The sequence below is a fragment of the Kitasatospora sp. NPDC001119 genome (genome assembly GCF_053598475.1).
In genome coordinates, this window is the sequence record NZ_JBSFKI010000014.1 from 152,202 (window position 1) to 177,476 (window position 25,275).

Sequence of the window (25,275 nt, forward strand, 5' to 3'; positions counted from 1 at the left end):
GCCCGACCCTACGGTCTGCCGTCGGGCCCGGGCGTCCGCAGAGGGCTCGGGCGCTGCGGAGGACTCAGGAGTACGGAGGGCCCAGGCGTCGCGGAGGGCTCAGGCGTTGCGGACCGTCCCGTCCGCCGGTTCGGGCCGGGCCGCCTCCCCGTCCTCCTCGACCCAGTACAGCTGCTTGTGGCCGCGGGCCTCGAACTCGGCGGCCAGCCGCCGGGCCTCCGCCCGGTCGAGGTCCTTGGCGACCAGGAAGCGGTTGCCGTTGTCGTCCTGCCGCATCACCCGGTGGGTACCCATGGCCGGAGGGTACCGGGGGCTCCCGCGGGCCGGCCCGCCCCGGGGCGGACGGGCTGGTCCCCGGCTCGCGTGGGGGTCGGGCCGGGGACGTGCCCACGACCGTACGGCCGGCGGGTTACCGGCAGGTACGGGCCCGGTCAACGGCCGGTAACCGCGCCTCCGGACGGCTCAGACCCGCAGGTCGGGCGCCTGCTCCCCGGTCGACAGGTCCAGCCCGCGGCGGATCTCCAGGGCCGTCGGCGTCGTCCTGGCCTCCAGCGCCCTGGCCTTGCGGAGGTCGCCCGCCAGGTCGGTGCCGGAGGCCGCGGCGTCCCAGGCGGCGGCCGCCTGCGACTTGGCCTCGGCCAGCTTGGCGATCCTCGGCTGGACGTCGGCCGGCCAGGCCACCCCCGTCCTGGCCAGCACCGCCGCCTGGGTGCGGGAGGCGGAGGCCACCCGGCGCGCCCAGGCCCGGTAGTCGGCCTCGGCCTCGGCGACCTCCCGCTCCGGCTGGTCCAGGTAGTCGTCGTTGAAGGTCCGGGCGGCCTCCAGGTAGGCCAGCTGGGGCGCGGTCAGGTGGCTGCGGTCGGTGCGGACGGTGCCCCGGTGCCGGTCCTCGCGGTCCTCGTAGGCGCAGGTCACGTACCGCGAGCCGGACGCCCAGTTCTTCTCGGTCGGGTAGAGGTAGACGTCCTCCATGCCGTCGGGGACGGCCCACTGGTCGAGCGCGTAGCCGCTCAGCACCTGGCGGCACAGCCGGCCGGCCGACTCGCGGGCCGCGCGCTCGCCCGGGTAGGCGCCGGCGCCGAGCAGGAGGTCGGCGGTGCCCGCCACCTCGCCGTGGTGCGGCTCGGTGCAGGCCACCCGGTGCACCCAGTACACCGTCTCGTCGCCGCCCCCGTCCGCCGTCGACCCGCCCTGGGGGGAGTCGTAGCAGTCGCCGGCCTTGAGGTCGGACCAGTGCACCGAACCGGCCGGCGCCTTCGGGGGCAGGCCGGAGCGGCCGGCCCGCGCCGAGCTGAAGTCGGCCGCGCCGAGCAGCAGGGCCATCAGCACCGTGCCGATCGTGCCGAGCACCAGGCCGGTCACCGCCATGCCGGAGCCGCGCTCCTTGCGGCGGTTGATCTGGACCAGCGCGAGGACGCCGAACACCAGGGCCACCGGGGCCACCAGGAGCAGGCCGGTGACCAGGGAGCCGACGGCGAAGCCGTTGGTCGGGGCGGGGCCGGGGACGAACCCGGGGCCGACGAACCCGGGGCCGGGCGCGCCGACCGGGCCCTGGCCGGGGGCCGGGGCGTACGGGTGGCCGGGCTGGAAGCCGGACTGGGCGGCGGGGGTGACGGAGGCCCAGCCCCCGGCGGGCAGCGGGTGCGGCGGCTGGGGCGGGGCGACCGACGGCGGGACGGCCTGCGGGGCCGGGGCCGGGGCGGCGGACGGGCCGGCGGAGAGGTCGGGGGCGGCCCAGGGGTCTGTGGGGGCGGTGGGGGCCACCGGCTCGGCGGCGCTCGCGGGCTCGGCCGGGTTCGTCGGCTCGGCCGGGCTCGTGGGCTCGACCGGCACCGTTGGCTCGGCGGCGGCCTTGCGGAAGTCCACCCGGGGGTCCTGACCGGCCGTCGGCGCCTCCGTCGCGTCCGTACCACCCGCGCCAGCATCCGCGCCCGTACCCGCGTCGGTTCCCGTGGCCGCGGACGGCTCCGGCTCCGGCCCCGGGACGGGCGGCTCGGACTCAGGCTTGGACACGTGGACTCCCCCAACCCACCGGGGCGGGCATCGGCTCGGCGCTCGGCACCATGGCTCCGCGCCACGGCTCGGACCCGAACGGACCCTCACGGGCCCGATCTGAACGGTCGCGCGACTTTACCCGATCTTTCCGAACACCTGCCCGACCTTTCCGGGCCGCCCTCCGCCCGCTCAGCCGCGGGCCAGGACCTCCCCGTGCAGCATCGAGAACCAGCCGTCCCCGGCGGCGCTCCACTCCCGCCAGCCGTCTGCGATCCGCTCCGGCTCGTCCTGCTCCGCGAAGCCCAGCCCGACCGCCGTCCGGCCCAGCACGGTGCCCGTCACCCGGTCCGCCCACATCCCGCCCCACCAGGCGCGCTGCTCGGGCGTCGCGAACATCCAGGTGGAGGAGCTCGCGGTGACCTCGGTGAAGCCGGCGGCGCGGGCCCAGGACAGCAGCCGCCGGCCGGCGTCCGGCTCGCCGCCGTTGGCGCGGGCGGTCCGCCGGTACAGCTCCAGCCACCGGTCCAGCGCGGGCGCCTCCGGGAACCAGGTCATCGAGGCGTAGTCGACATCGCGGACCGCGACCACGCCGCCCGGCGCCGTCACCCTCCGCAGCTCGCGCAGCGCGGCCACCGGGTCGGCCACGTGCTGGAGCACCTGGTGGGCGTGCACCACGTCGAACTCGCCGTCCCGGTACGGCAGCCGGTGCACGTCGGCGCACTCGAAGGCGACGTTGGACAGCCCCCGCCCGGCGGCGTGTCCGGCGGCCTGCTCCAGCACCTCGGCGGAGGCGTCCACCGCGACCACCCGCCCCTGCGGGCCGACCAGCGCGGCCAGGTCCGCGGTGATCGTGCCGGGACCGCAGCCGACGTCCAACAGGGCCTGGCCGGGCCGCAGTTCGGGCAGCAGGTAGCCGGCCGAGTCGGCGGCGGTGCGGGAGCGGTGCGAGCGCAGCACGGCCTCCTGGTGGCCGTGGGTGTAGACGGCGGCGGGCTGCGGTCCGGTCATGAGGTCCCCCCTGGGTGCGGTCGGCCGCGGTGCTCCGCGACACCTCCGACGCTACTCCTCGTCCCGGATGGCGAGAAGATCCGTCTCGCATTCCGGTCACCGCAGGCCGGGGCCGCACCCGGCCGCCGTACCGTGGAGGCGCCCCCGACAGAACGGTCCCCGCCCATGCCCGGCCCGCGCCCCTACGTCCTGCTGAGCGCCGCCGTCTCGCTCGACGGCCACCTCGACGACGCCTCCCCCGACCGGCTGCTGCTCTCCAACGCCGCCGACTTCGACCGGGTCGACGAGGAGCGCGCCGCCGCCGACGCCGTCCTGGTCGGCGGCAACACGCTGCGTGCCGACAACCCCCGGCTGCTGGTCAACGACCCCGGGCGCCGGGCCGCCCGACTGGCGGCCGGCCGGCCCGAGTACCCGCTGAAGGTGACGCTCAGCGCGAGCGGCGAACTCGACGCCGGCCTGCGGTTCTGGCACACCGGCGGCGCCCGGCTCGCCTACACCACGGAGGCCGGGGCGGCGGTGCTGCGCCCCCGGCTGGACGGGCTGGCCGAGGTGGTCGCGCTGGGCCACGCGGTGGACCTCGGCGCGGTGCTGGACGACCTGGGCGCCCGCGGGGTGCGCCGGCTGATGGTCGAGGGCGGCGGGGGCGTGCACACCCAGTTCCTGGCCCAGGGCCTGGCGGACGAGCTCCAACTGGCCGTCGCCCCGCTGCTGGTCGGCCAGGCCGACGCGCCCCGGTTCGTCCGCCCGGCCGCGTTCCCGGGCGGTCCGGCCCGACGGATGCGACTGCTGGAGGCACGTACCGTGGGCGACGTCGTCCTGCTCAGGTACGCCCCGAAGGAGCCCGCGCCGTGACCCAGTCCGCCTCCACCGACCTCGACCACCTGCGCCGGGCCGTCGAGCTCTCCCGCCGCTGCCCGCCGTCCGAGACGGCCTTCTCGGTCGGCGCGGTGATCGTCGGCGCCGACGGCACGGTGCTGGCGGAGGGCTACAGCCGGGAGGCGGACCCGCACGACCACGCCGAGGAGGCGGCGCTGGCCAAGCTCCCGACGGGCGACCCGCGGCTGCGCGGGGCGACCGTCTACAGCTCGCTGGAGCCCTGCGGGCAGCGCGCCTCGCGGCCGATGCCGTGCGCCCGGCTGCTCCTCGCTGCGGGCGTGCCGCGGGTGGTGGTCGCCTGGCGCGAGCCGGACCTGTTCGTCACCGACTGCCAGGGCACCGCGCTGCTGACGGCGGCCGGGGTCGAGGTGGTGGAGCTGTCGGAGCTGGCCGAGGAGGCCCGGGCGGTCAATGCCCACCTGCTCGGATGATCTTTTGTATCATCGAGAAACAAAGAGCTCGCATTCTCCGGCTCTCCCGTCGCCACACTCCCCGAGGAGCCGCCCCATGACCGCTGCCCCCGTCCGGCTGACCGCCCGCGCCCTCCTCCTGGACATGGACGGCACCCTCGTCAACTCCGACGCCGTGGTCGAGCGCTGCTTCAGCCGCTGGGCCGAGCGGAACGGCCTGGACCCCGCCGAGGTGCTCGCCGTCGCCCACGGCCGCCAGGGCCACGCGACCATGGCCCTCCTGCTGCCCGACCGCCCGGCCGAGCTCAACCTGGCCGACAACGAGCGGATCCTCGCCGAGGAGCGCGCCGACACCGAGGGCGTCGTCCCGGTGCCCGGCGCCGCCGCCTTCCTCGCCTCGCTGACCGGCCTCCCGCACGCCCTGGTCACCTCCGCCGACCTGCCGCTCGCCCGGATCCGGATGACCGCCGCCGGGCTCCCGATGCCGTCCGTCCTGGTCACCGCCGAGTCCGTCGGCGCCAGCAAGCCCGACCCCGAGGGCTTCCTCAAGGGCGCCGCCGACCTCGGCTTCGCCCCCGCCGACTGCCTCGCCTTCGAGGACTCCGGCGCCGGCATCGCCGCCGCCAAGGCCGCCGGCGTCCGCGTCGTCGGCGTCGGCCCGCGCGCCCTCCCCCACCACCCGGACGCCCACGCCGACACCCTCACCACCGTCACCGTCACCGCCGCCCCCGACGGCCTCCTCACCGTCACCGTCGGCTGACCCCGGAAACACCGCACCGCCCGGGCCCCGTACGAACACGGGGCCCGGGCGGTCCGGGTGCGCGGCGGCGGCCGGCCGTCAGACGTTGAAGCGGAACTCCACGACGTCGCCGTCCTGCATGACGTACTCCTTGCCCTCGATGCGGGCCTTGCCCTTGGCGCGGGCCTCGGCGATGGAGCCGGTCTCGACCAGGTCGGCGAAGGAGATCACCTCGGCCTTGATGAAGCCCTTCTGGAAGTCGGTGTGGATGACTCCGGCGGCCTCGGGGGCGGTGGCGCCCTTCTTGATGGTCCAGGCGCGGGTTTCCTTGGGGCCGGCCGTCAGGTAGGTCTGGAGGCCGAGGGTGTTGAAGCCGACCCGGGCGAGGGTGGCGAGGCCGGGCTCCTCCTGACCCATGGACTGGAGGAGTTCCAGGGCCTCGGCGTCGTCCAGCTCGATCAGCTCGGACTCGATCTTGGCGTTCAGGAAGATCGCCTCGGCCGGGGCGACCAGCTCGCGCTGGGCGTCCTTGAAGTCCTCGTCGGCCAGCTCGGCCTCGTCCACGTTGAAGACGTAGAGGAAGGGCTTGGCGGTCAGCAGGTGGAGGTCGCGGATCGGGGCGGTGTCGAAGCCGGCCTCGAAGAGGGTCTTGCCGGTCTCCAGGATCGCCTGCGCGGCCTCGGCGGCGGCCAGCACGGGGGCGGTGTCCTTCTTGAGGCGCGCCTCCTTCTGGAGTCGCGGCAGGACCTTCTCGATGGTCTGGAGGTCGGCCAGGATCAGCTCGGTGTGGATGGTCTCGATGTCGTCCTTGGGCGACACCTTGCCGTCCACGTGCACCACGTCCGGGTCGGTGAAGGCGCGCACGACCTGGCAGATCGCGTCGGACTCGCGGATGTTGGCGAGGAACTTGTTGCCCAGGCCCTCGCCCTCGCTGGCGCCGCGCACGATGCCGGCGATGTCGACGAAGTCGACGGTGGCCGGGAGGATGCGCTGGGAGCCGAAGATCTCGGCGAGCTTGGCCAGCCGCGCGTCCGGGACGCCCACCACGCCGACGTTCGGCTCGATGGTGGCGAACGGGTAGTTGGCCGCCAGCACGTCGTTCTTGGTCAGGGCGTTGAACAGGGTCGACTTGCCGACGTTCGGCAGGCCGACGATTCCGATCGTGAGCGACATGAAGCGCAGTCCCGTGGGCTTGGAGGAGTTGGGTCGGCACCGTACGGGCCGACCCCCAAGTCTACGGGCAGCCCCCACTCCGCCTCACTCCTCGGTCGGCGCCGCCCGGGGCTCCAGGAACTCCAGCCGGTTGCCCAGCTTGTCGTCGGCGTAGAAGCGCCGGTGGCCGGGCAGGTTGTCGTCCCAGGTCACCGGGTGGCCGTGCGCGGCGAGGCGGTCGGCGAGGGCGTCCAGCGAACGGACCAGGATGCCCGGGTGCCCCTTGCGGGACGGGCGGAAGTCCGGGGCCACGCCCAGGTGCACCTCGACCCCGCCGCCGCGGAACCAGCAGCCGCCGCGGGCGGCCAGCACCGGCGGCTTCGCCAGCTCGGTCATGCCGAGCACTCCGGACCAGAAGGCGCGGCACTCGTCCTCGGCGCCGGCCGGGATGTCGAGCTGGACGTGGTCGAGCCGTTCGAAGGTGAAATCGGTCATGCTGTTCCCCCGTGGAGAGACCCGTGAACGGATCCGGTGGTCGTCGTGCGCCGACTCGATCGGGCAGGTCAGCCGACCTGCGTGACGACCTGAGTGACGATCACATCAGTACTCCGTCCGGAGACACGGGACAAGACCTGAACGGTCCATTACACAGTGTGGCGATGATCGGACCGTACGTTGGGCGGGTGGAGCAGAGCATCCGTACCCAGCCGCCAGGGCCCAGACGCCGTCCGCCGACCGGCGCGGCCGCAGCCGCCGTCCCCGGTCCAGGCCGGGCTCCCGAGACCGCCGGAGCCCCCTCCGGACCCGCCCCCGGCTCCCGCCCGCGCCCTTCGGCCGGCCCGTCCGCCGCGCGCCCGGCTGCGCGCCCGACCGCCCCCCGGCCGCGCCTGCGCCTGCCGCTGCGCGGGCGCGGCGACGAGCCGCTGTACGGGCGGCGGCGCACCGGCCGGCCGACCCGGCTGACGGCCATCGGCACCGGGCTGGTCGCCGTCCTGGCGACGCTCGCGGTGGCGGGCGTGGACCGGCTGCTGTTCGACGGCCTGGGCTGGCTGTTCGGCCTCGGCTACCTGGTGGTCTGCTTCCAGCTCGCCGTCCGGGTGCGCTACGCCGACCTGCTGGCCGCACCGATCAGCGGGCCGATCGCCTTCGCCCTCGCGCTGCTGCTGCTCGAACCGGTGGGCTCCCCGGGCGTCACCGCCCAGGTGGTTTCGCTGGCGACCGGGCTGGCGCTGCGGGCCGGCTGGCTGTTCTCCGGCACCGGGCTGGCCGCGCTGATCGTGCTCGCCCGGTTCGTCGCCCAGCGCCGGATCCAGCGCTCCCGCTGAGCGGCGGCGCCGCGCGAGCGCCCCTCAGCCCCCGGCCCGGGCCGCCGCCATGGCGGCCCCGACGATGCCCGCGTCGTTGCGCAGCTCCGCCGGCACCACCCGTGCCCGGCGGTCCTTCAGCAGTGGCAGGAACTTCTCGTGCTTGCGGCTCACCCCGCCGCCGATCACGATCAGCCCTGGCGAGAAGAGCATCTCCACCAGGTCCAGGTACTCGTCGACCCGCCCGGCCCACTGCTCCCAGTCCAGCCCGTGCCGCTCCTTGGCGGCCGAGGAGGCCCGGCGCTCGGCGTCCTTGCCGCGCAGCTCCAGGTGGCCCAGCTCGGTGTTGGGCACCAGCGTCCCGTCGACGAACAGGGCGCTGCCGATGCCGGTGCCGAAGGTGAGCACCAGGACCACGCCCGACTCGCCCCGCCCGGCGCCGTGGGTCAGCTCGGCCAGCCCGGCCGCGTCCGCGTCGTTCAGGACGGTCGCGGGCATGCCGAGCGCCTGGCGGAAGAGGCCCGCCGCGTCCAGGCCGATCCAGCCCTTGTCCACGTTGGCGGCCGTCCTGGTACGGCCGTCGACGACCACGCCGGGGAAGGTCAGCCCGACCGGGCCCTGGTGGTCGAAGTGGCGGACCACCTCGCAGACGGCGGCGACCACGGCCTCGGGGGCGGACGGCTGCGGGGTGAGCACCTTCCGGCGCTCCTCGGCGAGCACGCCCCGGGCGAGGTCGACGGGCGCGCCCTTGATCCCCGAGCCGCCGATGTCCACGCCGAATACCGCCGTCATCACGTCCGCCCTCCGCCGTCGGCCGCGGACGGGCGTCCGCGGCCGGTGCCTTGTCCACAGCCTGTGCACAAAGCTACGAGAGCGCGCCCGGGCGCGCACAGCGGAAGGCCCGGTACCCCGCGCGGGGTACCGGGCCTTCCGGGTGGGGTCAGAGCTTGCCCGCCGCCTCGGCGCGCAGGTCACGGCGCAGTTCCTTGGGCAGCGAGAAGGTCAGGTGCTCCTCGGCGGTCTTGACCGTCTCGACCGTGTCGTAACCGCGCGTGGCCAGGAACTCCAGCACGCCGTCGACCAGGATCTCCGGCACCGAGGCGCCGCTGGTCAGGCCGACCGTGGTGACGCCCTCCAGCCACTCCTCGCGGATCTCCTCGGCGAAGTCCACCAGGTGGGCGGCCTTGGCGCCGTACTCCAGGCCGACCTCGACCAGGCGGACGGAGTTGGAGGAGTTCTTGGAGCCGACCACGATCAGCAGGTCGGTCTCCGGGGCCAGCTGCTTGACCGCGACCTGGCGGTTCTGGGTGGCGTAGCAGATGTCGTCGCTGGGCGGGCTGACCAGCCCCGGGAAGCGCTTCTTCAGCTCGCCGACGGTGGCCATGGTCTCGTCCACGGACAGGGTGGTCTGGGACAGCCAGACGACCTTGGACTCGTCCCGGACCTGCACGTTGGCGACGTCCTCGGCACCGTCCACCAGGTGGATCCGGTCCGGGGCCTCGCCCATGGTGCCGATGACCTCCTCGTGGCCCTCGTGGCCCACCAGCAGGATGTCGAAGCCCTCGTCGGCGAAGCGCACGGCCTCCTTGTGCACCTTGGTGACCAGCGGGCAGGTCGCGTCGATGGTGGCCAGCCGGCCGGCCCGCGCCTCGTCGTGGACGGCCGGGGCGACGCCGTGCGCCGAGAAGACGACGATCGAGCCCTCGGGCACCTCCTCCGTCTCGTCGACGAAGATCGCGCCCTTCTTCTCCAGGGTCTGCACCACGTACTTGTTGTGGACGATCTGCTTGCGGACGTAGATGGGCGCCCCGTACTGCTCCAGGGCCTTCTCCACGGCGATCACGGCGCGGTCGACTCCCGCGCAGTAGCCCCGGGGGGCGGCGAGCAGGACACGGCGCTGCGCGGTCTTGGACATGGCTCCATCGTACGGGCGGCCGCGAGCGGCGCCCGCCCGCCGGGCCCCCGGCGCGAAGCCGCGCCGACGGCGGACACATTCCGTGCAGACCCGGTCAACAGCGCTCAAAATATGGTGTCTATGAGCTCTGTGAGCGAGCAGGTGACGCCGAGCGGCCTGCGCCGCAGCCTGGGCGTCCGCGATCTGATGGTCTACGGACTGCTGTTCATCGCCCCGATGGCCCCGGTCGGCGTCTTCGGCGTGCTGGACGCCAAGAGCCACGGCGCCGTCGCCACGGTGTACCTGGCCGCGACGGTGGCGATGGGCTTCACCGCCTTCTCGTACGCCCAGATGGTGCGCGCCGTGCCGCAGACCGGCTCGGTGTTCGCCTACGCCCGGGCCGGGCTGGGCGAGGGGCCGGGCTTCATCGCCGGGTGGATGGCGATGCTCGACTACCTCCTGATCCCCGCGGTGGCCTACCTGTTCTCCGGGATCGCGCTGAACTCCCTGGTGCCGGACGTCTCGCGCTGGGTCTGGACGGCGCTCGCGGTGGTGGTGACCACCGCGCTCAACCTGGTCGGGGTGCGGACGGCGGCGGTGGTCGGCTTCGCGGTGCTCGCGATGGAGATCGCGGTGCTGGCGGTGTTCGTGGCCGCGGCCGTGGTGGCGCTGGCCCAGGGCGGGGCCCAGCGCGGCTGGGACACCCCGTTCACCGCCGTCGGGGCCTTCTCGATGACCGCGGTGGTCTCCGCGGTGTCCGTCGCGGTGCTCTCCTACCTGGGCTTCGACGCCATCGCCACCTTCGTCGAGGAGGCGGTCGGCGCCTCGGCGGCGGTGGCCCGGGCGGTGCTCTGGTGCCTGGCGCTGGCCGGGGTGCTGTTCGTCGCCCAGACCTACCTGGCGGCGCTGCTGGAGCCGCTGGGCCCGCAGCAGCTGGCCGCCGACCCGGCGGCGCAGGGCTCGGCCTTCTACGACACCGTGGAGAGCGGCGTCGGGCACTGGCTGCACGTGCTGGTGGCGGCCAGCAAGGCGGTCGGCGCGGCCTTCGCGGCCCTGGCCGGGCAGGCCGCGGCCGGGCGGCTGGTCTTCGCGATGGGCCGGGAGGGCCGACTGCCGCGGCTGCTCGGCTCCGTCGACCCGGGCAGCGCGGTGCCGCGCCGGGCGCTGCTGGCGGCCGCGGTGATCACGATGGCGGCGGCGGTCTGGGCGGCCGACCGGGACGACGGGCTGGACCAGCTCACCTCGGTGGTCAACGTGGGCGCGCTGACCGCCTTCGCGCTGCTGCACGCCTCGGTGATCGGCTGGTACGCGGTGCGGCACGGCTCGCGGCGGTGGCTGCGGCACGTGGTCGTCCCCGCGCTGGGGATCGCGGTGATCGGGGCGGTGGTGTACGAGGCCTCGACCACCGCGCAGATCGTCGGGCTGGTCTGGCTGGCGGTCGGCCTGGTGGTGCTCGCCGTCCAGGGCGCCGCCCGCGGCGGGGCCGACGGGCGCCGGCCGCCCCGGCTTCCCCGGTGACCGCCGTCGGACCGCGCGGGGCCGGGCGCGGTCTCGGCCGTGTCGGCCCGCGCCGCTAGCCTCGTACGCATGGCCAACACCAGCTCCCCCGAAGCGCCGCTCCCGGTCGGCAAGGTCTCCGCGCTGATCGGCGGCTGGGTCGACCGGCTCGGCGCGGTCTGGGTGGAGGGGCAGATCACCCAGCTCAGCCGGCGCCCCGGCGCGGGCGTGGTGTTCCTGACCCTGCGCGACCCGCAGGCCGACGTGTCGCTCACGGTGACCTGCTTCCGCTCGGTGTTCGACCAGGTCGCGGAGGTGGTGCAGGAGGGCGCGCGGGTCGTCGTGCACGCCAAGCCGGAGTGGTACGCGGCGCGCGGGCAGCTGTCGCTGCGCGCCTCGGAGATCCGCCCGGTGGGCCTCGGCGAGCTGCTGGCCCGGCTGGAGCAGCTGAAGCGGCGGCTCGCCGGGGAGGGCCTGTTCGCGGCCGAGCGCAAGCGGCCGCTGCCGTTCCTGCCGCAGTGCGTCGGGCTGGTCACCGGGCGCGACTCGGCCGCCGAGCGGGACGTGCTGGAGAACGCCCGGCGGCGCTGGCCGGCCGTCCGCTTCGAGGTGCGCAACGTCCCGGTGCAGGGGGTCAGCGCGGTGGAGCGGGTGAGCGCGGCGGTGCGGGAGCTGGACGAGCACCCCGAGGTGGACGTGATCATCGTGGCCCGCGGCGGCGGCAGCGTGGAGGACCTGCTGCCGTTCTCGGACGAGGGGCTGGTGCGGCTGGTCGCGGCCGCCCGTACGCCGGTGGTGAGCGCGATCGGGCACGAGCCGGACCAGCCGCTGCTGGACTTCGTGGCCGACCTGCGCGCCTCCACCCCGACCGATGCGGCCAAACGGGTGGTTCCGGACGTCGGCGAGGAGCTGGCCAAGGTCCGTCAGCTGCGCGACCGCGCCCGCCGGCACGTGCTGTCCCGGGTCGACCGCGAGCAGCACGGACTGGACGGGGTGCGCAGCCGCCCGGCGCTGGCCGCCCCGCACCGGATGCTGGACGGGCGCGGGCAGGAGGTGGACGGCCTGCTGGAGCGGGCCCGGCGCACCCTGCGGCACCGGCTGGACCACGCGCAGAGCGACCTCGGCCACACCCTGGCCCGGGTGGTGGCGCTCTCCCCGGCGGCCACCCTGGAGCGCGGCTACGCGGTGCTCCAGCGGGCGGACGGCACGGTGGTGACCGACCCGGCGCAGGTCGCGCCCGGCGAGGGGCTGCACGCCCGGGTGGCGGGCGGCGGCTTCGACGTCACGGCGGCCGACGGAGGCTGACGCTGTCACCCGCACCCCCTACGCTGGCACGCATGGCAGAGCAGCAGGAGCAGCAGGACGCGGCGGCGCCGAACCCGGACGACGCGCTGGGCTACGAGCACGCCCGGGACGCGCTGCTGGACGTCGTCCGGCAGCTGGAGAACGGCGGGACGTCGCTGGAGGAGTCGCTGGCCCTGTGGGAGCGCGGCGAGCAGCTGGCGAAGGTGTGCCAGCGCTGGCTGGACGGCGCCCGGGCCCGGCTGGACGCCGCCCTGGCCGCCGAGGAGGGCGCGGGCCCGGGCGGGGAGTGAGGCAGGTCACATTCGCTTGGGGAATCGTTGAAACTTCACCTATGTTGGATGAAGTGACCGGCTGCGGCCGATCATACCGACGAACCCCCTTTCGCATGAGGTGCAGAAGCATGACCACCGACGCCCTGGTACTCGACGCCGCCGCCCAGGACCTGCTGTTCCGCGAGGCCCGCACCGCGAACACCTTCACCGACGAGCCGGTCACCGAGGAGCAGGTCCAGGCCATCTACGAGCTGGTCAAGTACGGCCCGACCGCCTTCAACCAGCAGCCGCTGCGCGTCGTCCTGGTCCGCTCGGCCGAGGGCCGCGAGCGCCTCGTCCAGCACCTCGCGGACGGCAACAAGGCCAAGACCGCCGCCGCCCCGCTGGTCGCCGTCCTCGCCGCGGACAACGAGTTCCACGAGGAGCTGCCGACCCAGTTCCCGCACTTCCCGCAGGCCAAGGACGTCTTCTTCTCGGAGCGCAGCGTCCGTGAGCAGTCCGCCAAGCTGAACGGCGCCCTGCAGGCCGCGTACTTCATCATCGGCGTGCGCGCCGCCGGCCTGGCCGCCGGCCCGATGACCGGCTACGACGCCGAGGGCATCAACAAGGAGTTCTTCGGCGACGGCGAGCACTCGGTGCTGGCCGTGGTCAACATCGGCAAGCCGGGCGACGACGCCTGGTTCCCGCGTTCGCCGCGCCTGGCCTACGACGAGGTCGTCACCACCGTCTGATCCGCCCCGCGCGCAAGGGCCCCGCACCGGTTCGTCCGGTGCGGGGCCCTTCGGCGTCGTCCAGGGTGCTCCGGCGCGTGCCGGGCGGGGTGGAGCGGGGGCGGGCTACTTGAGCGCCTGCGCCAGTTCGGCCAGCTCCTCGTAGGAGGCGGTGCCGGTGAGCAGGGTGGTCCCGGGGCCGGTCTGCACGGTCAGCGCGCGGGCCTTGTCGCCCTGCACGCGCTCCCAGGCGCGGCCGGCCACCTCGGCGGTGCCGTCCGGCTTGGCGCCCGTCACGTAGGCGGCCAGCAGGGAGTCGCGCGGCACGTCGCTCTGCTCGACCGCCGCGTACTGGCCGGAGGGGGTCACGAAGCCCAGGTGCCAGGCGTTGCCCCTGCCGTTGTTCTGGTCGGCCGGCTTGTAGCTGACCGAGGTGGCCCGCCACTTGTCGGACAGCCCCTCCGGGGAGAGCACCGGGTACGGCGCCGCACGCCTGGCGGTGGAGGTCTCCACCTTGTACGCGACCTCGTGCACCGGGTCGCCGTTGGCGTCGTGCGGGAGGAACAGGTACCCGATCCAGACGACGAAACCGACCACCAGCATCGACAGGACCATGTCCCGTACGGTCTGCCGGCCCCTCATGCCCTTGTTGTCTGCTGCCACCCCCACATGGTGACTCATCCACATCCCGGGGCGGTCACCAGGGGTATTCACGTCCGGGTGAAACGGGATGAACAGGCGTTTTCCGCCACAGAGCAGCGACCCGCGCCACAGACAGTCATCTCGTGGGCAGATACGATCGCAATACCCTCACCACGGCGTTCGACCTGGCAGTAGTCGGGCGCTCACTGGTCGTCGCGTACAGAGAGGTAACGACGATGTCCACGCAGTACCCGCACCAGCTTCCCAGTGCCCTGGAGGTCGCGCCCGAGGCTCCGGACCGGAACCTCGCGCTCGAACTCGTCCGGGTCACCGAGGCGGCCGCGATGGCCGCCGGCCGGTGGGTCGGCCGGGGTGACAAGAACGGCGCGGACGGCGCCGCCGTGAAGGCGATGCGCACCCTCGTCTCGACCGTCTCGATGAACGGCGTCGTCGTCATCGGCGAGGGCGAGAAGGACGAAGCCCCGATGCTCTACAACGGCGAGCGGGTCGGCGACGGCACCGGCGCCGAGTGCGACGTCGCGGTCGACCCGGTGGACGGCACCACGCTGACCGCCAAGGGCATGAACAACGCGGTGGCCGTACTGGCCGTCGCCGACCGCGGCACCATGTTCGACCCCAGCGCCGTGTTCTACATGGACAAGCTGGTGGCCGGGCCGGAGGCGGCCGAGTTCGTCGACATCACCGCCCCGGCGGCGGTCAACATCCGCCGGGTCGCCAAGGCCAAGGGCAGCGCCGTCGAGGACGTCACCGTCGTGGTGCTCGACCGCCCGCGCCACGACGGCCTGGTCCGGGAGATCCGCGAGGCGGGCGCCCGGATCAAGTTCATCTCGGACGGCGACGTGGCCGGCGCCATCATGGCCGCCCGCGAGGGCACCGGCGTCGACCTGCTGATGGGCGTCGGCGGCACCCCGGAGGGCATCATCGCGGCCTGCGCGATGAAGTGCATGGGCGGCGTGATCCAGGGCCGGCTGTGGCCCAAGGACGACGCCGAGCGGCAGAAGGCCCTGGACGCCGGCCACGACCTGGACCGGGTGCTCACCACGGACGACCTGGTCAGCGGCGAGAACGTGTTCTTCGTCGCCACCGGCATCACCGACGGCGAGCTGCTGCGCGGCGTGCACTACCGCTCGGAGACCGCCACCACCAGCTCGCTGGTGATGCGCTCCAAGAGCGGCACCATCCGCGAGATCAACTCCACCCACAAGCTCTCGAAGCTGCGGGCGTACAGCGCGATCGACTTCGACCGCGCCAACTGAGCCCGGGCAGGCGGTAGCCCGGTCCGCCGGGCTACCGCCTACCGGGCCCCACGGCGACGCGCTTCGCGGCCCCGGCGGAATCCCCCTCCGCCGGGGCCGCGGCGCACCGTCCTCCCGCTCTCGGGCCCGCCCTCACCCGGCTATCCGGCGCCGACCGGCCGCCGTCACCCGGGCCGCCTCGCGCAGCTCCGCGTCCCGGCGGCGGCGCCGGGCCAGCACCACCCGCCGCTCGGCGGCCGTCAGCCCGCCCCAGACCCCGTACGGCTCCGGCTGGGCCAGCGCGTGCTCGCGGCACTCCAGCAGCACCGGGCAGCGGGCGCAGACCTGCTTGGCCTGCTCCTCGCGCGACAGCCGGGCCGCCGTCGGCTCCTTGGAGGGCGCGAAGAACAGCCCCACCTCGTCCCGCCGACACGCGGCACCGGTGTGCCAGGGATTGTCCTCGCCCGCGGGGGAACCCGCCGGGCCGCCCGGGGGCTGCGGCTGCGGCCGGACGCCGGGGCGGCGCTCCAGGACCTGCGCGGCGGCGACTGGCGAGGTGGTGCGGGACTCGATCGGATGCAGCACGGCCGTACTCCTGACGAGGCTCTCGGACACGGGGACCCCTCGCTCCCCCGCCGGCTGCGAGCCCCCGCTGTCCAACCCCGGCACGGCCGCTCGGCCGCCTCCGGTGCGCAGCCGTCCAAGAAGCGATGTGCGGAAGGAACTACCCCGCTCGGCCGCGATTCATGCACACTGCACGCAATCGACTACGCAGAGCACTGGCCGCAACGCCGAGTGCCCGGCCGGGAGTTGGCTCCCGGCCGGGCACTGTGCAGGTCAACGGCGGTCAGTCGGTGCCGAGTTGACGGCGCACCCACTCCTTCAGCTTCTTGCCGCGGCGCGGCTTGGCCTCGCAACCGCCGAACAGCGCAAGGCCCTTGACCCGGACAACCGGAGCGTACGGGTCCGCCGCGGTCTGCTCGCGGACGTCGAAACCGCCGAAGATGCCGATGCCGGACCCCTGGAGGCTCACGTTCTCCGGGACCCGGATCTGGACCCCGCCGAAGATCGCCGTCACCGTGATCTCCACCTCGGGGGACTCGAACACGGCGTCGCTCAGGTCGATGTCCACGCCACCGAACGCGGTGAAGGCGCTCAGGTGCGAGCCCACCCGCCAGCGGCCCTTGCGGGACGCGCCGCCGAAGATCGCCACCACCGTCGGGGCCTCCTGGCGCGCCGGCTGCTGCGGCGGCGGCCCCTGCGGGGCGCTCAACGGCTGCTTCTCGAAGGACAGCGGGCGGGCCGGCAGGTCCCGGGTCAGCGGCGCGAGGTCGCCGAAGGTCTTCGAGGCGTACGCGGCCTCGATCCGCTCGGCGTGCTCGTCCGCGTCCAGGCGCCCCTCGGCGTAGGCGTCGCGCAGCAGCTCCGCGACCTTCTCGCGGTCGGCGTCGGAGACGCGCAGCTCCGCCTCCGCGGCCGGCGCGTGCGGCCGCGCCGCGGCCCCGGCCTCGGGCCTGAGTTCGGGTCTGCTCTCTGACTTGGGTTCGGGTTTGGTCATCGGTACGGGCGCCGGCACCGGCGGCTGCCCCGAATCGTCGTGCGACGGCGAGTTGTCCACGGGGTCAGCCTAGTCGCTCGCACTCCTGCGCGAGTGAGCCCGGTCACGCAAGGCTGCCCTGTCCGCATGCCGACTTCCGGCGGGTCCTACCCTGGATGGTGCTTCGCCGACGCAGCCGCACCACTGGACCCCTAAGGACCGCCCCGATGGCTCCCACGCCAGACTTCGAGTACAGCGACCTGCTCCCCCTGGGCGCTGACCCGACCCCGTACCGCAAGCTCACCTCCGAGGGCGTCTCCACCTTCGAGGCCGGCGGTCGCACCTTCCTCCAGGTCGAGCCCGAGGCGCTGCGGCTGCTGACGGCCGAGGCGATGCACGACATCTCGCACTACCTGCGCCCCGCCCACCTCGCCCAGCTGCGCCGCATCCTGGACGACCCGGAGGCCAGCCCCAACGACCGCTTCGTCGCGCTCGACCTGCTGAAGAACGTCAACATCTCGGCCGGCGGCATCCTCCCGATGTGCCAGGACACCGGCACCGCGATCGTCATGGGCAAGCGCGGCCAGAACGTGCTGACCTCCGGCGGCGACGACTCCGCCATCGCGCGCGGCGTGTACGACGCCTACACCAAGCTCAACCTGCGGTACTCCCAGATGGCCCCGGTGACCATGTGGGACGAGAAGAACACCGGCAACAACCTGCCGGCCCAGATCGAGCTGTACGCCACCGACGGCGACGCGTACAAGTTCCTGTTCATGGCCAAGGGCGGCGGCTCCGCCAACAAGTCGTACCTGTACCAGGAGACCAAGGCCATCCTGAACGAGGCGAGCATGCTCTCGTTCCTGGAGCAGAAGATCCGCTCGCTGGGCACCGCGGCCTGCCCGCCGTACCACCTGGCCATCGTGATCGGCGGCACCAGCGCCGAGTTCGCGCTGAAGACCGCCAAGTACGCCTCGGCGCACTACCTGGACAACCTGCCGACCTCGGGCGACGCCAAGACCGGCCACGGCTTCCGCGACCTGGAGCTGGAGGCCAAGGTCACCGAGCTGACCCAGAAGATCGGCATCGGCGCCCAGTTCGGCGGCAAGTACTTCTGCCACGACGTGCGCGTGGTCCGCCTGCCCCGCCACGGCGCCTCGCTGCCGGTCGCGATGGCGGTCTCCTGCTCCGCCGACCGCCAGGCGCTCGGCAAGATCACCGCCGAGGGCGTCTTCCTGGAGCAGCTGGAGACCGACCCGGCGAAGTACCTGCCGGACACCACCGACGAGCACCTGGACGACGACGTGGTGCGCGTCGACCTCGACCAGCCGATGTCCGCGATCCGCGCCGAACTCTCCAAGTACCCGGTGAAGACCCGGCTCTCGCTCACCGGCACCCTGGTGGTCGCCCGCGACATCGCCCACGCCAAGATCAAGGAGCGCCTGGACGCCGGCCAGGGCATGCCCAAGTACCTCCAGGACCACCCGGTCTACTACGCGGGCCCGGCCAAGACCCCCGAGGGCTACGCCTCCGGCTCCTTCGGCCCCACCACGGCCGGCCGGATGGACTCCTACGTCGACCAGTTCCAGGCGGCCGGCGGCTCGATGGTCATGCTCGCCAAGGGCAACCGCAGCAAGCAGGTCACCGACGCCTGCGCCCAGCACGGCGGCTTCTACCTCGGCTCGATCGGCGGCCCGGCCGCCCGCCTCGCCCAGGACTGCATCAAGAAGGTCGAGGTGCTGGAGTACGCCGAGCTCGGCATGGAGGCGGTCTGGCGCATCGAGGTCGAGGACTTCCCGGCCTTCATCGTCGTCGACGACAAGGGCAACGACTTCTTCCGCGAGACCACCGAGGGCCCGCTGATCACCAGCCTGCGCGTCCGCTCCAAGGAGTAGCCCCGCGCGGGACCAACCCCGCACGCCCCCGAACCGCCCCGGCCGCCCCGCGCCCGGGGCGGTCTTCGTTCGCCTGTCGCATGGCATCCGGTACCGGAGACTCGTACCATTGCGGTACGGACATCCGGTACCCGAGTGGAAGGCCGTCCCATGGCGATCAGTGCGAGCGAGGCGCGCACGCAGCTCTTCCCGTTGATCAAGAAGGTCAACGACGACCACGCGCCGATAAGGATCACCTCCAAGGGCGGGGACGCCGTGCTGATGTCCGCGGAGGACTACGACTCCTGGCAGGAGACGATCCACCTCCTGCGCTCCCCCGCCAACGCGCAGCGGCTCATGGAGGCCGTCGCCCGCGACAAGGCCGGCCACTCCGGCGTCACCAGGACCATGGAGGAACTGGAAGCGCTGGCGGGTGAGGTGTGAGGAGCGTCCATTTCGACCCCGACGGCTGGGAGGACTTCCTGTTCTGGCTCGGGTCGAACCGGAAGATGGCCCAGCGGATCACCCGCCTGATCGGCGAGATCCAGCGGGACCCCTTCGACGGCATCGGGAAGCCCGAGCCGCTGAAGGGCGACCTGGCGGGCTACTGGTCGCGGCGGATCGACGACGAACACCGGCTGGTGTACCGGGCGGACGAGAAGGAGGTGAAGATCCTCAAGGCCCGCTACCACTACCAGTAGCAACCGCGGGCCGACCCACCCGGCTCAGGCGTCGAAGTCGTACTCCAGGACGTAGGAGGCGGCGTCCAGGATCATCTCGTTGAGCTCGACGACCTGGCCCTCGTCGGCGAAGGCGGTGCGGCAGATCAGGATGACCGGGGTGCCGGCGGACAGCTCCAGGCGGGCGGACTCGTCGGCGCCGGGCATCCGGGAGCGGACCTCCTCGCGGAAGTGCACGGGCTTGGCGCCGATCTCGGCGAGCCGGGCGTAGGTGCCGCCGGGGCCGGTGTCCTCGCGGGTGATGGCGGTGCCGGAGACCAGCACGGCGGGCAGGTAGGAGGTCGAGAGCAGCACCGGCTTGCCGTCCAGGACGAAGCGGCGGTGCCGCACGCACATCGGGGCGCCCGGGTCGACCCCGAGCACCCGGGCCACGTGCTCGGGCGCGCCCCGCTCGGTGACGGACACCTGGTCGACCACCAGGCTGCGGTTGTCGATGTCCGCCGACCATATCGACCGGCCGGACCCCCACTGCCCCTGCGCCAGCCGCTGGATGCCGCGCCGGCGCAGCGGCCGGAAGTCCCGGACGAACACCCCGGCGCCGCGCCGCGCCTCGGCGATGCCCTCGCTCTGCAGCACGCCCAGCGCCTGACGGGCGGTCATCCGGGCCACGCCGTACTCGTCCATGAGGTCGTTCTCGCCGGGCAGGCGGTCGCCCGCGCGGTACCGGCCGGTGTCGATGGCCTCCTTCAGCGCTTCGGCGATCCGCTGGTACTTGGGCTGCTTGTCGCCATTGCTGCCGGTCATCGCCGCTCCCTCTGCCTGGGACAAATCGTAGGCGTGCCCGCGGTCGCCGGTAAGGAGATACGACCGTTGACATCTCTAGAGATATTAGCTTCTCTAGAGATGCTGGCCAGTCGCCGACCAGAGCGAGGAGCAGCACGGTGAGCACCCGACAGCGCAACGCCCCGGCCTACCGGCCCCACGTGGGTGAACTCGTCCTCGACCGGAGGACCGGACGCACCGGCATCTACATGGACACCATCGGCGGCGAGCACTACCTGCGCCCCGAGGGCGGCGGCCGGGAATGGGCCGCGGAACCGCACCACGTCGCCCCCGCCCCCGAGACCCGCGATTCGGCTGATTGAGATCGGCATCGGGAATTGCGGAAAAATCCACGCAAACCACAACAATCAGGACCGGGCAATCCCCCTGGTGAATCCGGAATTCCGGAACGCGCGGCGCCCGACGCCGGGCACGTTACGGATAACGCCGGTCACCATGCGTGCACCATGGGCGGGAATCGGCCACCGCGATGCACCCGCACACGAATTGGCGCGCGCATAACCAACAGCGCCCCCGCGCCCGGACGGGGGCACGGGGGCGCACGGTCGGAACGGCTTACGGGTGGCCGCCGACGAGGGTCTCCGGCTCGTACGGGCCGCCCGGCTTGCCACCGGCCCGGTGGTCGGGCTCCTCGATGTACTGGCCCTCGTCACCGAAGGCGGCGTTCTCGAACGCGTCCTTCTCCGCGTCGGTCGGCGCCGTGTACTCGGTCGGGTTCGAGGACGCGGTCACCGCGCCCTCCACAGCCTTGCCCGCCTCCACAGCGGCGGCCGGGGCCTCGGTCTTCGCCGCGTTCTCGGGCGTGGACGGCGCCGGGGTCTCGCTCTGGTCGTTGGCCATTGGGAGGCCGCCTTTCGGTCATCAATTGTCTTCAGCCCGACCTCTGTGGCACGGGCGCGCGGACAGTATCGTAGGGTTGATTAAATGTCCGATAAACATCGTGCGGCTTGCGGCACCGTCCGGCAGAGTCGGGCGTCCGCCTAAGCTGAACCACCGCGGCGGACCGCCGAGCGCCCTTTCACGGAATCGACACCACAGGCCATCGGGGGACTTCATGGAGTTTCTGGAGACGCCGCAGAACCCTGCGCTGCGCTTCCAAGTCCTCGGTCCGGTCCAGGCCTGGCTCGACGGGAAACCCCTGTCCCTCGGATCCCCCCAGCAACAAGCCGTTCTGACCACGCTCCTGCTGCACTCCGGACGCCCGGTCACCACCCAGGACCTCGTGAACGCGCTCTGGGGCGAGCGGCCCCCGGCCCAGGCGGTGGCGGCGCTGCGCACGTACGTCTCCCGCCTGCGCTCCGTCATCGAGCCCCGGCGCGAGGTGCGCCGGCCCGCCGAGCTGCTGGTCTCGGTCGCCGACGGCTACGCGCTGCGCATCCCGGGCGAGGCCCTCGACCTGACGGTCTTCGAGCGGCTCGCCGGCGAGGCCGCGGCCGCCCGGACCACCGGCGACAAGCGCGAGGCGCACCGTCTCCTGGTGCGGGCGCTGGACCTGTTCAGCGGCCGTCCGCTCACCGGCATCCCGGGCCCCTACGCCGACGCCCAGCGGCTCCGGCTGGCCGAACGCCAGGTGGCCGCCGCGGAGGAACTGTGCGCCGCCGCGCTCGACATCGGCCTGCACGCCGAGATCGTCGGCGAGCTCAACAACCTGACGGCCGAGCACCCGCTGCGCGAGCGGCTGCGCGAACTGCTGATGCTGGCGCTGTACCGCTGCGGCCGCCAGGCCGAGGCGCTCGGCGTCTACACCGACACCCGCAAGCTGCTGATCGAGGAACTCGGGGTCGAGCCCGGCGCGGGGCTGTCCGCGATGCACACCCGCATCCTCGCCGCCGATCCCGACCTGGCCCCTCCCGCGGTGTCCGCTCCGGCCGCCCGCGAGGAGGGTCCGGCCGCGCCTCCGGCCCAACTCCCGGCGGACGTCTCGGACTTCAGCGGTCGCACCGAGCTGGTGGGCGACCTCTCGACGGTCCTGATGAACGCCACCGGCCAGGCCGTGGTGGTGACCTCGCTGGCCGGGATCGGCGGGGTCGGCAAGACCACCCTCGCCGTGCACGTCGCCCACCGCGTCCGCGCCGAGTTCCCGGACGGGCAGCTGTACGTCGACCTGCGCGGAGCCGGTGCCTCGCCCGCCGACCCGGTGGGCGTCCTGGGCGACTTCCTGCACGCGCTCGGCGTCACCGAGAGCCCCGACTCGCTGGAGCAGCGCGCCGCCCTCTACCGCTCGCTGCTCGCCAGCCGGCGGATGCTGATCCTGCTGGACAACGCGCGCGACGCCGACCAGATCCGACCGCTCATCCCCGGGGTCTCCGGCTGCGCGGTGCTCGCCACCAGCCGGTCCCGGCTGGCCGGCATCCCTGGCGCCCAGCTGTTCGACGTCGAGGAGCTGACCCCGCAGGAGGCGCTGGCGCTGTTCTCGGCCATCGTCGGGGAGCAGCGGGTCGCCGCCGAGCCGGAGGCGGCCATGGCGGTCGTCACCGCCTGCGGCTTCCTGCCGCTGGCGGTCCGCATCGCCGCCGCCCGGCTGGCCAGCCGGCCGCGGTGGAGCGTCTCCGACCTGGCCAGTCGGTTAGCCGACCAGCGCCGTCGCCTGGACGAGCTCCAGCTCGGCAACCTCGCCGTCGAGACCACCATCGGGCTCGGGTACGGACAGCTGTCCGTGCCCGAGGCCCGCGCCTTTCGGCTGCTCGCCCTGATCGACTCCCCCGACATCCCGCTGGCGTCCGCCGCCGCGCTGCTCGGGGTGGACGAGTACACCGCCGAGGACCTCGCCGAGGCGCTGGTCGAGGCGAACATGCTGGAGTGCTTCACGCCCGGCCGCTACCGGTACCACGACCTGCTCCGGCTCTACGCCCAGCGGCAGAACGAGCGGATCGGCGACACCGAGGAGCAGGAGCGCGCCGTCCGACGGCTGCTCGACCTGCTGATCCCGACCCTCCGCACCGCGACCCAGCTCATCGAGCCGGACGACCCGCTGCCCGAGCTGCTCACCACCCCCGTCTCGGCCGGGATCGGCCTGCCGACCAGCGGCTCCGCCCAGGACTGGCTCCGGACCGAGGGCGCCCTGCTGCTCAGCGCCGCGGCCGCGGCGGCGGACGGCCCCCGCGCCTCACGGCACGCGGCGATGGACCTGATGATCCTGTTGTACGGTCTCGGCCCGGACCCCACCCACGGCCCTCAGGGGCGGCAGATCCTGGAGACCATCGGCGGCGAGGCGGAGCGCTGCGGCGACCGCGCCGCGCTCGCCCGGGTCCACGTCGCCCTCGGCACCCTGCAGTCCGTCACCAGCGACTTCCAGGGGTCCGAGCAGTCCTTCCGCCGGAGCCTGGAGCACCAGGCCCCGGACGAGCCGACCTTCCTGCTGCTGGCCACCGCCAACATGCTGGGCGTGATCCTGAACCTCGGCAACCGGCCGGCCGAGGCCCTGCAGTTCCTCGAACAGGCCCGTGCCACCAGCCGGGCCGTGGCCGCGCCGATCCTGGAGGCCCGGGTCGTCAGCAACATGGCCCGGGTGCAGCACCGGCTCGGCATGACCGAGACGGCGATCCGGTCGGCCGGCGAGGGCGTCGCCGCCGCGCGGCAGTCCAACAGCGGCCCGCTGCTCGCCCAGACCCTCTACCAGCTGGGCGTGGTGCTCGCCGGCGGCGAGGCCGTCCCGCACCTGCGGGAGGCGCACCGGCTCTACCGGTCGCAGCAGAACCCCCTCTGGGAGGGCTTCACCCTGGCCCGGCTGGCCTCTGCCCTGCTCGTCGCCGACCAGCACGCCGAGGCGGCCTCGGCGGCCGGCGAGTCACTGGCGCTCGGGCAGGAGATGGACTCCGCCTACTGCCAGGGCCTGGCGAACGCCGCACTGGGCGAGGCCCTGTTGGCGCTCGCCCAGCCGGCTCGTGGACTCGCCTGCCTCCAAGAGGCCCATGCGATCTTCACACGGCTCGGTGTGCCTGAGGCCTCCCCCGTGGCGGACCTCATCTCCCAGCAGCACACCGAGCCCTTCTCTCCCCCCGCGCCGTAAGGCTTCCGCTCCCCCACGGACAACCTCCCCCGTTCCGCGCGTCGGCGCCCCCGCAGCCCCCCGGCTGCGGGAGCGCCCTCAACGCTTCCCCGGCGCTGGACTCCACTGTGCACCGTGCCGATTGACGTTCGATAAACGTCCGATAGTCAGCCCGCGGATGGACAAAACCGCAGGTCATCGACCTTCCCCGGGCGCATCGTCCGGCGTGCGGGGCCGCGCGCACAACCCCGTCCGCACCCTCGTGCTTCCGCAACCCGGGCCACAACGGCCCAAGCACGGCGAGTTGGCCGGAAACGGACCCCATGGCGCAGTGATCACGCATATTCTCAGATGCCAGTACGCACACGAGTGTCGGCCGGAAACGCGTCGGGGTGCAGTCCGTCCGTGTGGTGCGGAGAGCGTGACGTACCGCCACCGGCAGCGGCCCCCGGGGCCGCGGAGGAGCCACCGGAGGCCACGGGTGGAAGGGTGCCTCGCAACGTGACGACCGGACAGATATCCGACCCGTTCCCCGTCGGCGAGGACGCCGGCGACGACGAGCCCGAGGTACGGCGGCGGCGGGCGGCCCGGGCGCTGCAGGCGGTCGCCTTCGACACCATCGGCGCCGGGTACGGCGAGGCCTTCCCGGCCAAGGACGGCCAGCTGGCCTGCGGCCGTCGGCTGGTCGCTGAGCTCGAACCGGGCGCCCGGGTGCTGGACGTCGGCTGCGGCACCGGTGACCCGACCGTCCGCCAGCTGGCCGCGGCCGGTCTGCGGGTGACCGGCGCGGACCTCTCCGACGGGATGCTGACGCTGGCCCGGCGGACCGTCTTCCCGGGCGGGTTTGCGCCAGTGTTCCATCGGATCGACCTGTACGATCTGGCCACCGAGCGGGCGGACCGGGTCTGGAACGCCCCCGACCTGGGGTCGGAGGGCCGGGGCCGCTTCGCCGCGATCACCGCGTTCTTCTCGCTGATCCTGCTGCCGCAGGACGAGATCCCGACCGTGCTGGGGCAGCTGCGCGAACTCCTGCGGCCGGCCGGACTGCTGGCGCTCGGTATGGTCGAGGCGGACCTGGATCACGTTCCGCTTCCGTTCCTTGGCAGAGAGCTGCGGATCAGTGGGTATCTGAGGGAGGATCTGGAGCGGGTTCTGGTCTCGGCCGGCTTCGCCGTCGAGGAGTGCTCGGGGCATCCGTACGCACCGGCCAGTACCTCGCTGCCGCCGGAGGAACAGCTGTTCCTGTGCTGTCGACGCGTCGGCTGATCGAACCGGGACAGGACCGGCCGCACC

25 protein-coding genes and 1 pseudogene are annotated in these 25,275 nt (G+C 73.5%); 14 read left to right on the plus strand and 12 right to left on the minus strand.

The features are described 5' to 3' along the window. Positions 1–99 precede the first annotated feature (99 nt). The 3 genes from ACWDD9_RS19380 to ACWDD9_RS19390 all read right to left on the minus strand — a co-directional run bounded on the left by ACWDD9_RS19380 (position 100) and on the right by ACWDD9_RS19390 (position 3,003). Entirely contained in the window at positions 100–294 is a 195-nt protein-coding gene (locus tag ACWDD9_RS19380) for a hypothetical protein (RefSeq protein WP_049660479.1), read from the minus strand. A gap of 168 nt (positions 295–462) precedes the next feature. Next, entirely contained in the window at positions 463–2,013 is a 1,551-nt protein-coding gene (locus tag ACWDD9_RS19385) for a DUF4190 domain-containing protein (RefSeq protein WP_449812138.1), read from the minus strand. Between the two features lie 171 nt (positions 2,014–2,184). After that, positions 2,185–3,003, minus strand: a complete 819-nt coding sequence (locus ACWDD9_RS19390) for a methyltransferase domain-containing protein (protein WP_449812139.1) — start codon at positions 3,001–3,003, stop codon at positions 2,185–2,187. A 165-nt stretch (positions 3,004–3,168) separates the two neighbouring features. Between ACWDD9_RS19390 and ACWDD9_RS19395 the strand changes: the two are divergent. After that, positions 3,169–4,310, plus strand: a pseudogene (locus tag ACWDD9_RS19395) (dihydrofolate reductase family protein). A gap of 76 nt (positions 4,311–4,386) precedes the next feature. Next, positions 4,387–5,049 carry an HAD-IA family hydrolase gene (locus tag ACWDD9_RS19400; protein ID WP_074001343.1) on the plus strand — a complete coding sequence of 221 codons (663 nt, stop codon included), beginning with the start codon at positions 4,387–4,389 and terminating at the stop codon, positions 5,047–5,049. A gap of 78 nt (positions 5,050–5,127) precedes the next feature. On the opposite strand, the gene ychF is transcribed toward ACWDD9_RS19400, so the two are convergent. Together ychF and ACWDD9_RS19410 are read right to left on the minus strand one after the other, a co-directional pair. Then, on the minus strand, positions 5,128–6,201 hold the full coding sequence (gene ychF, locus ACWDD9_RS19405; RefSeq protein ID WP_049658400.1) for a redox-regulated ATPase YchF: 1,074 nt from the start codon (positions 6,199–6,201) through the stop codon (positions 5,128–5,130). Between the two features lie 84 nt (positions 6,202–6,285). After that, a complete protein-coding gene (locus tag ACWDD9_RS19410; protein WP_375874162.1) occupies positions 6,286–6,675 on the minus strand; it encodes a VOC family protein in 390 nt (129 codons plus the stop codon). 164 nt (positions 6,676–6,839) lie between these two features. Between ACWDD9_RS19410 and ACWDD9_RS19415 the strand changes: the two genes are divergently transcribed. Then, positions 6,840–7,505, plus strand: coding sequence for a DUF6542 domain-containing protein (locus ACWDD9_RS19415; protein ID WP_449812140.1), 666 nt, complete (start codon positions 6,840–6,842; stop codon positions 7,503–7,505). Positions 7,506–7,529: 24 nt separating this feature from the next. On the opposite strand, the gene ppgK is transcribed toward ACWDD9_RS19415, so the two are convergent. Together ppgK and ACWDD9_RS19425 are read right to left on the minus strand one after the other, a co-directional pair. Beyond that, the gene (gene ppgK / locus ACWDD9_RS19420; RefSeq protein ID WP_449812141.1) at positions 7,530–8,276 is read right to left on the minus strand and encodes a polyphosphate--glucose phosphotransferase; all 747 of its coding nucleotides are present in this window, start codon (positions 8,274–8,276) and stop codon (positions 7,530–7,532) included. 148 nt (positions 8,277–8,424) lie between these two features. After that, entirely contained in the window at positions 8,425–9,399 is a 975-nt protein-coding gene (locus ACWDD9_RS19425) for a 4-hydroxy-3-methylbut-2-enyl diphosphate reductase (protein ID WP_049651726.1), read from the minus strand. 120 nt (positions 9,400–9,519) lie between these two features. Between ACWDD9_RS19425 and ACWDD9_RS19430 the strand changes: the two genes are divergently transcribed. From ACWDD9_RS19430 to ACWDD9_RS19445, 4 genes are all read left to right on the plus strand, one after another. After that, positions 9,520–10,896 (plus strand): APC family permease, encoded by a 1,377-nt coding sequence (locus ACWDD9_RS19430; protein WP_449812142.1) that lies wholly within the window; start codon positions 9,520–9,522, stop codon positions 10,894–10,896. Positions 10,897–10,965: 69 nt separating this feature from the next. Further along, the gene (xseA, locus tag ACWDD9_RS19435) at positions 10,966–12,180 is read left to right on the plus strand and encodes an exodeoxyribonuclease VII large subunit (RefSeq protein ID WP_449812143.1); all 1,215 of its coding nucleotides are present in this window, start codon (positions 10,966–10,968) and stop codon (positions 12,178–12,180) included. 32 nt (positions 12,181–12,212) lie between these two features. Continuing rightward, complete coding sequence (locus ACWDD9_RS19440) at positions 12,213–12,470, plus strand: exodeoxyribonuclease VII small subunit (protein WP_049651723.1); 258 nt, start codon at positions 12,213–12,215, stop codon at positions 12,468–12,470. A 110-nt stretch (positions 12,471–12,580) separates the two neighbouring features. Then, positions 12,581–13,183, plus strand: a complete 603-nt coding sequence (locus ACWDD9_RS19445; protein WP_380737664.1) for a malonic semialdehyde reductase — start codon at positions 12,581–12,583, stop codon at positions 13,181–13,183. 105 nt (positions 13,184–13,288) lie between these two features. On the opposite strand, the gene ACWDD9_RS19450 is transcribed toward ACWDD9_RS19445, so the two are convergent. After that, positions 13,289–13,825, minus strand: a complete 537-nt coding sequence (locus ACWDD9_RS19450) for a DUF4245 domain-containing protein (protein ID WP_338016246.1) — start codon at positions 13,823–13,825, stop codon at positions 13,289–13,291. Between the two features lie 215 nt (positions 13,826–14,040). Here ACWDD9_RS19450 and glpX point away from each other — a divergent pair, with 215 nt between their 5' ends. Continuing rightward, positions 14,041–15,081, plus strand: a complete 1,041-nt coding sequence (gene glpX, locus ACWDD9_RS19455; protein ID WP_049651720.1) for a class II fructose-bisphosphatase — start codon at positions 14,041–14,043, stop codon at positions 15,079–15,081. A 132-nt stretch (positions 15,082–15,213) separates the two neighbouring features. On the opposite strand, the gene ACWDD9_RS19460 is transcribed toward glpX, so the two are convergent. Together ACWDD9_RS19460 and ACWDD9_RS19465 are read right to left on the minus strand one after the other, a co-directional pair. Beyond that, positions 15,214–15,591, minus strand: a complete 378-nt coding sequence (locus ACWDD9_RS19460) for a WhiB family transcriptional regulator (RefSeq protein WP_049651731.1) — start codon at positions 15,589–15,591, stop codon at positions 15,214–15,216. 316 nt (positions 15,592–15,907) lie between these two features. Then, positions 15,908–16,678, minus strand: coding sequence for a DUF1707 SHOCT-like domain-containing protein (locus ACWDD9_RS19465; protein WP_234348375.1), 771 nt, complete (start codon positions 16,676–16,678; stop codon positions 15,908–15,910). A gap of 146 nt (positions 16,679–16,824) precedes the next feature. Here ACWDD9_RS19465 and ACWDD9_RS19470 point away from each other — a divergent pair, with 146 nt between their 5' ends. From ACWDD9_RS19470 to ACWDD9_RS19480, 3 genes are all read left to right on the plus strand, one after another. Then, positions 16,825–18,492 (plus strand): fumarate hydratase, encoded by a 1,668-nt coding sequence (locus ACWDD9_RS19470; protein ID WP_049651719.1) that lies wholly within the window; start codon positions 16,825–16,827, stop codon positions 18,490–18,492. 150 nt (positions 18,493–18,642) lie between these two features. Next, on the plus strand, positions 18,643–18,915 hold the full coding sequence (locus ACWDD9_RS19475; protein ID WP_387821751.1) for a type II toxin-antitoxin system Phd/YefM family antitoxin: 273 nt from the start codon (positions 18,643–18,645) through the stop codon (positions 18,913–18,915). Continuing rightward, complete coding sequence (locus tag ACWDD9_RS19480) at positions 18,912–19,172, plus strand: Txe/YoeB family addiction module toxin (RefSeq protein WP_049651717.1); 261 nt, start codon at positions 18,912–18,914, stop codon at positions 19,170–19,172. Before ACWDD9_RS19475 ends, ACWDD9_RS19480 begins: the two co-directional genes overlap by 4 nt. Positions 19,173–19,196: 24 nt before the next feature. Here the strand turns inward: ACWDD9_RS19480 and ACWDD9_RS19485 are convergent, their stop codons facing one another. Next, the gene (locus ACWDD9_RS19485; RefSeq protein WP_049651716.1) at positions 19,197–19,955 is read right to left on the minus strand and encodes a GntR family transcriptional regulator; all 759 of its coding nucleotides are present in this window, start codon (positions 19,953–19,955) and stop codon (positions 19,197–19,199) included. Between the two features lie 137 nt (positions 19,956–20,092). On the opposite strand from ACWDD9_RS19485, the gene ACWDD9_RS19490 reads away from it, so the two are divergent. Next, positions 20,093–20,296, plus strand: a complete 204-nt coding sequence (locus ACWDD9_RS19490; protein ID WP_049651715.1) for a hypothetical protein — start codon at positions 20,093–20,095, stop codon at positions 20,294–20,296. A gap of 253 nt (positions 20,297–20,549) precedes the next feature. On the opposite strand, the gene ACWDD9_RS19495 is transcribed toward ACWDD9_RS19490, so the two are convergent. Continuing rightward, positions 20,550–20,834 (minus strand): hypothetical protein, encoded by a 285-nt coding sequence (locus tag ACWDD9_RS19495; protein ID WP_117489375.1) that lies wholly within the window; start codon positions 20,832–20,834, stop codon positions 20,550–20,552. Positions 20,835–21,048: 214 nt separating this feature from the next. Between ACWDD9_RS19495 and ACWDD9_RS19500 the strand changes: the two genes are divergently transcribed. Together ACWDD9_RS19500 and ACWDD9_RS19505 are read left to right on the plus strand one after the other, a co-directional pair. Beyond that, on the plus strand, positions 21,049–24,003 hold the full coding sequence (locus ACWDD9_RS19500; protein WP_380737659.1) for an AfsR/SARP family transcriptional regulator: 2,955 nt from the start codon (positions 21,049–21,051) through the stop codon (positions 24,001–24,003). A 573-nt stretch (positions 24,004–24,576) separates the two neighbouring features. After that, positions 24,577–25,248, plus strand: coding sequence for a class I SAM-dependent methyltransferase (locus ACWDD9_RS19505; RefSeq protein ID WP_380737674.1), 672 nt, complete (start codon positions 24,577–24,579; stop codon positions 25,246–25,248). Positions 25,249–25,275 lie beyond the last annotated feature (27 nt).

Excerpts from the sequence above, each read along its gene's own strand:
- ACWDD9_RS19380 (WP_049660479.1), bottom strand. The coding sequence starts at position 294 with ATGGGTACCCACCGGGTGATGCGGCAGGACGACAACGGCAACCGCTTC.
- ACWDD9_RS19390 (WP_449812139.1), bottom strand. The coding sequence starts at position 3,003 with ATGACCGGACCGCAGCCCGCCGCCGTCTACACCCACGGCCACCAGGAG.
- ACWDD9_RS19400 (WP_074001343.1), top strand. The coding sequence starts at position 4,387 with ATGACCGCTGCCCCCGTCCGGCTGACCGCCCGCGCCCTCCTCCTGGAC.
- ychF (WP_049658400.1), bottom strand. The coding sequence starts at position 6,201 with ATGTCGCTCACGATCGGAATCGTCGGCCTGCCGAACGTCGGCAAGTCG.
- ACWDD9_RS19410 (WP_375874162.1), bottom strand. The coding sequence starts at position 6,675 with ATGACCGATTTCACCTTCGAACGGCTCGACCACGTCCAGCTCGACATC.
- ACWDD9_RS19415 (WP_449812140.1), top strand. The coding sequence starts at position 6,840 with ATGATCGGACCGTACGTTGGGCGGGTGGAGCAGAGCATCCGTACCCAG.
- ppgK (WP_449812141.1), bottom strand. The coding sequence starts at position 8,276 with ATGACGGCGGTATTCGGCGTGGACATCGGCGGCTCGGGGATCAAGGGC.
- ACWDD9_RS19425 (WP_049651726.1), bottom strand. The coding sequence starts at position 9,399 with ATGTCCAAGACCGCGCAGCGCCGTGTCCTGCTCGCCGCCCCCCGGGGC.
- ACWDD9_RS19430 (WP_449812142.1), top strand. The coding sequence starts at position 9,520 with ATGAGCTCTGTGAGCGAGCAGGTGACGCCGAGCGGCCTGCGCCGCAGC.
- xseA (WP_449812143.1), top strand. The coding sequence starts at position 10,966 with ATGGCCAACACCAGCTCCCCCGAAGCGCCGCTCCCGGTCGGCAAGGTC.
- ACWDD9_RS19440 (WP_049651723.1), top strand. The coding sequence starts at position 12,213 with ATGGCAGAGCAGCAGGAGCAGCAGGACGCGGCGGCGCCGAACCCGGAC.
- ACWDD9_RS19445 (WP_380737664.1), top strand. The coding sequence starts at position 12,581 with ATGACCACCGACGCCCTGGTACTCGACGCCGCCGCCCAGGACCTGCTG.
- glpX (WP_049651720.1), top strand. The coding sequence starts at position 14,041 with ATGTCCACGCAGTACCCGCACCAGCTTCCCAGTGCCCTGGAGGTCGCG.
- ACWDD9_RS19470 (WP_049651719.1), top strand. The coding sequence starts at position 16,825 with ATGGCTCCCACGCCAGACTTCGAGTACAGCGACCTGCTCCCCCTGGGC.
- ACWDD9_RS19475 (WP_387821751.1), top strand. The coding sequence starts at position 18,643 with ATGGCGATCAGTGCGAGCGAGGCGCGCACGCAGCTCTTCCCGTTGATC.
- ACWDD9_RS19485 (WP_049651716.1), bottom strand. The coding sequence starts at position 19,955 with ATGACCGGCAGCAATGGCGACAAGCAGCCCAAGTACCAGCGGATCGCC.
- ACWDD9_RS19495 (WP_117489375.1), bottom strand. The coding sequence starts at position 20,834 with ATGGCCAACGACCAGAGCGAGACCCCGGCGCCGTCCACGCCCGAGAAC.
- ACWDD9_RS19500 (WP_380737659.1), top strand. The coding sequence starts at position 21,049 with ATGGAGTTTCTGGAGACGCCGCAGAACCCTGCGCTGCGCTTCCAAGTC.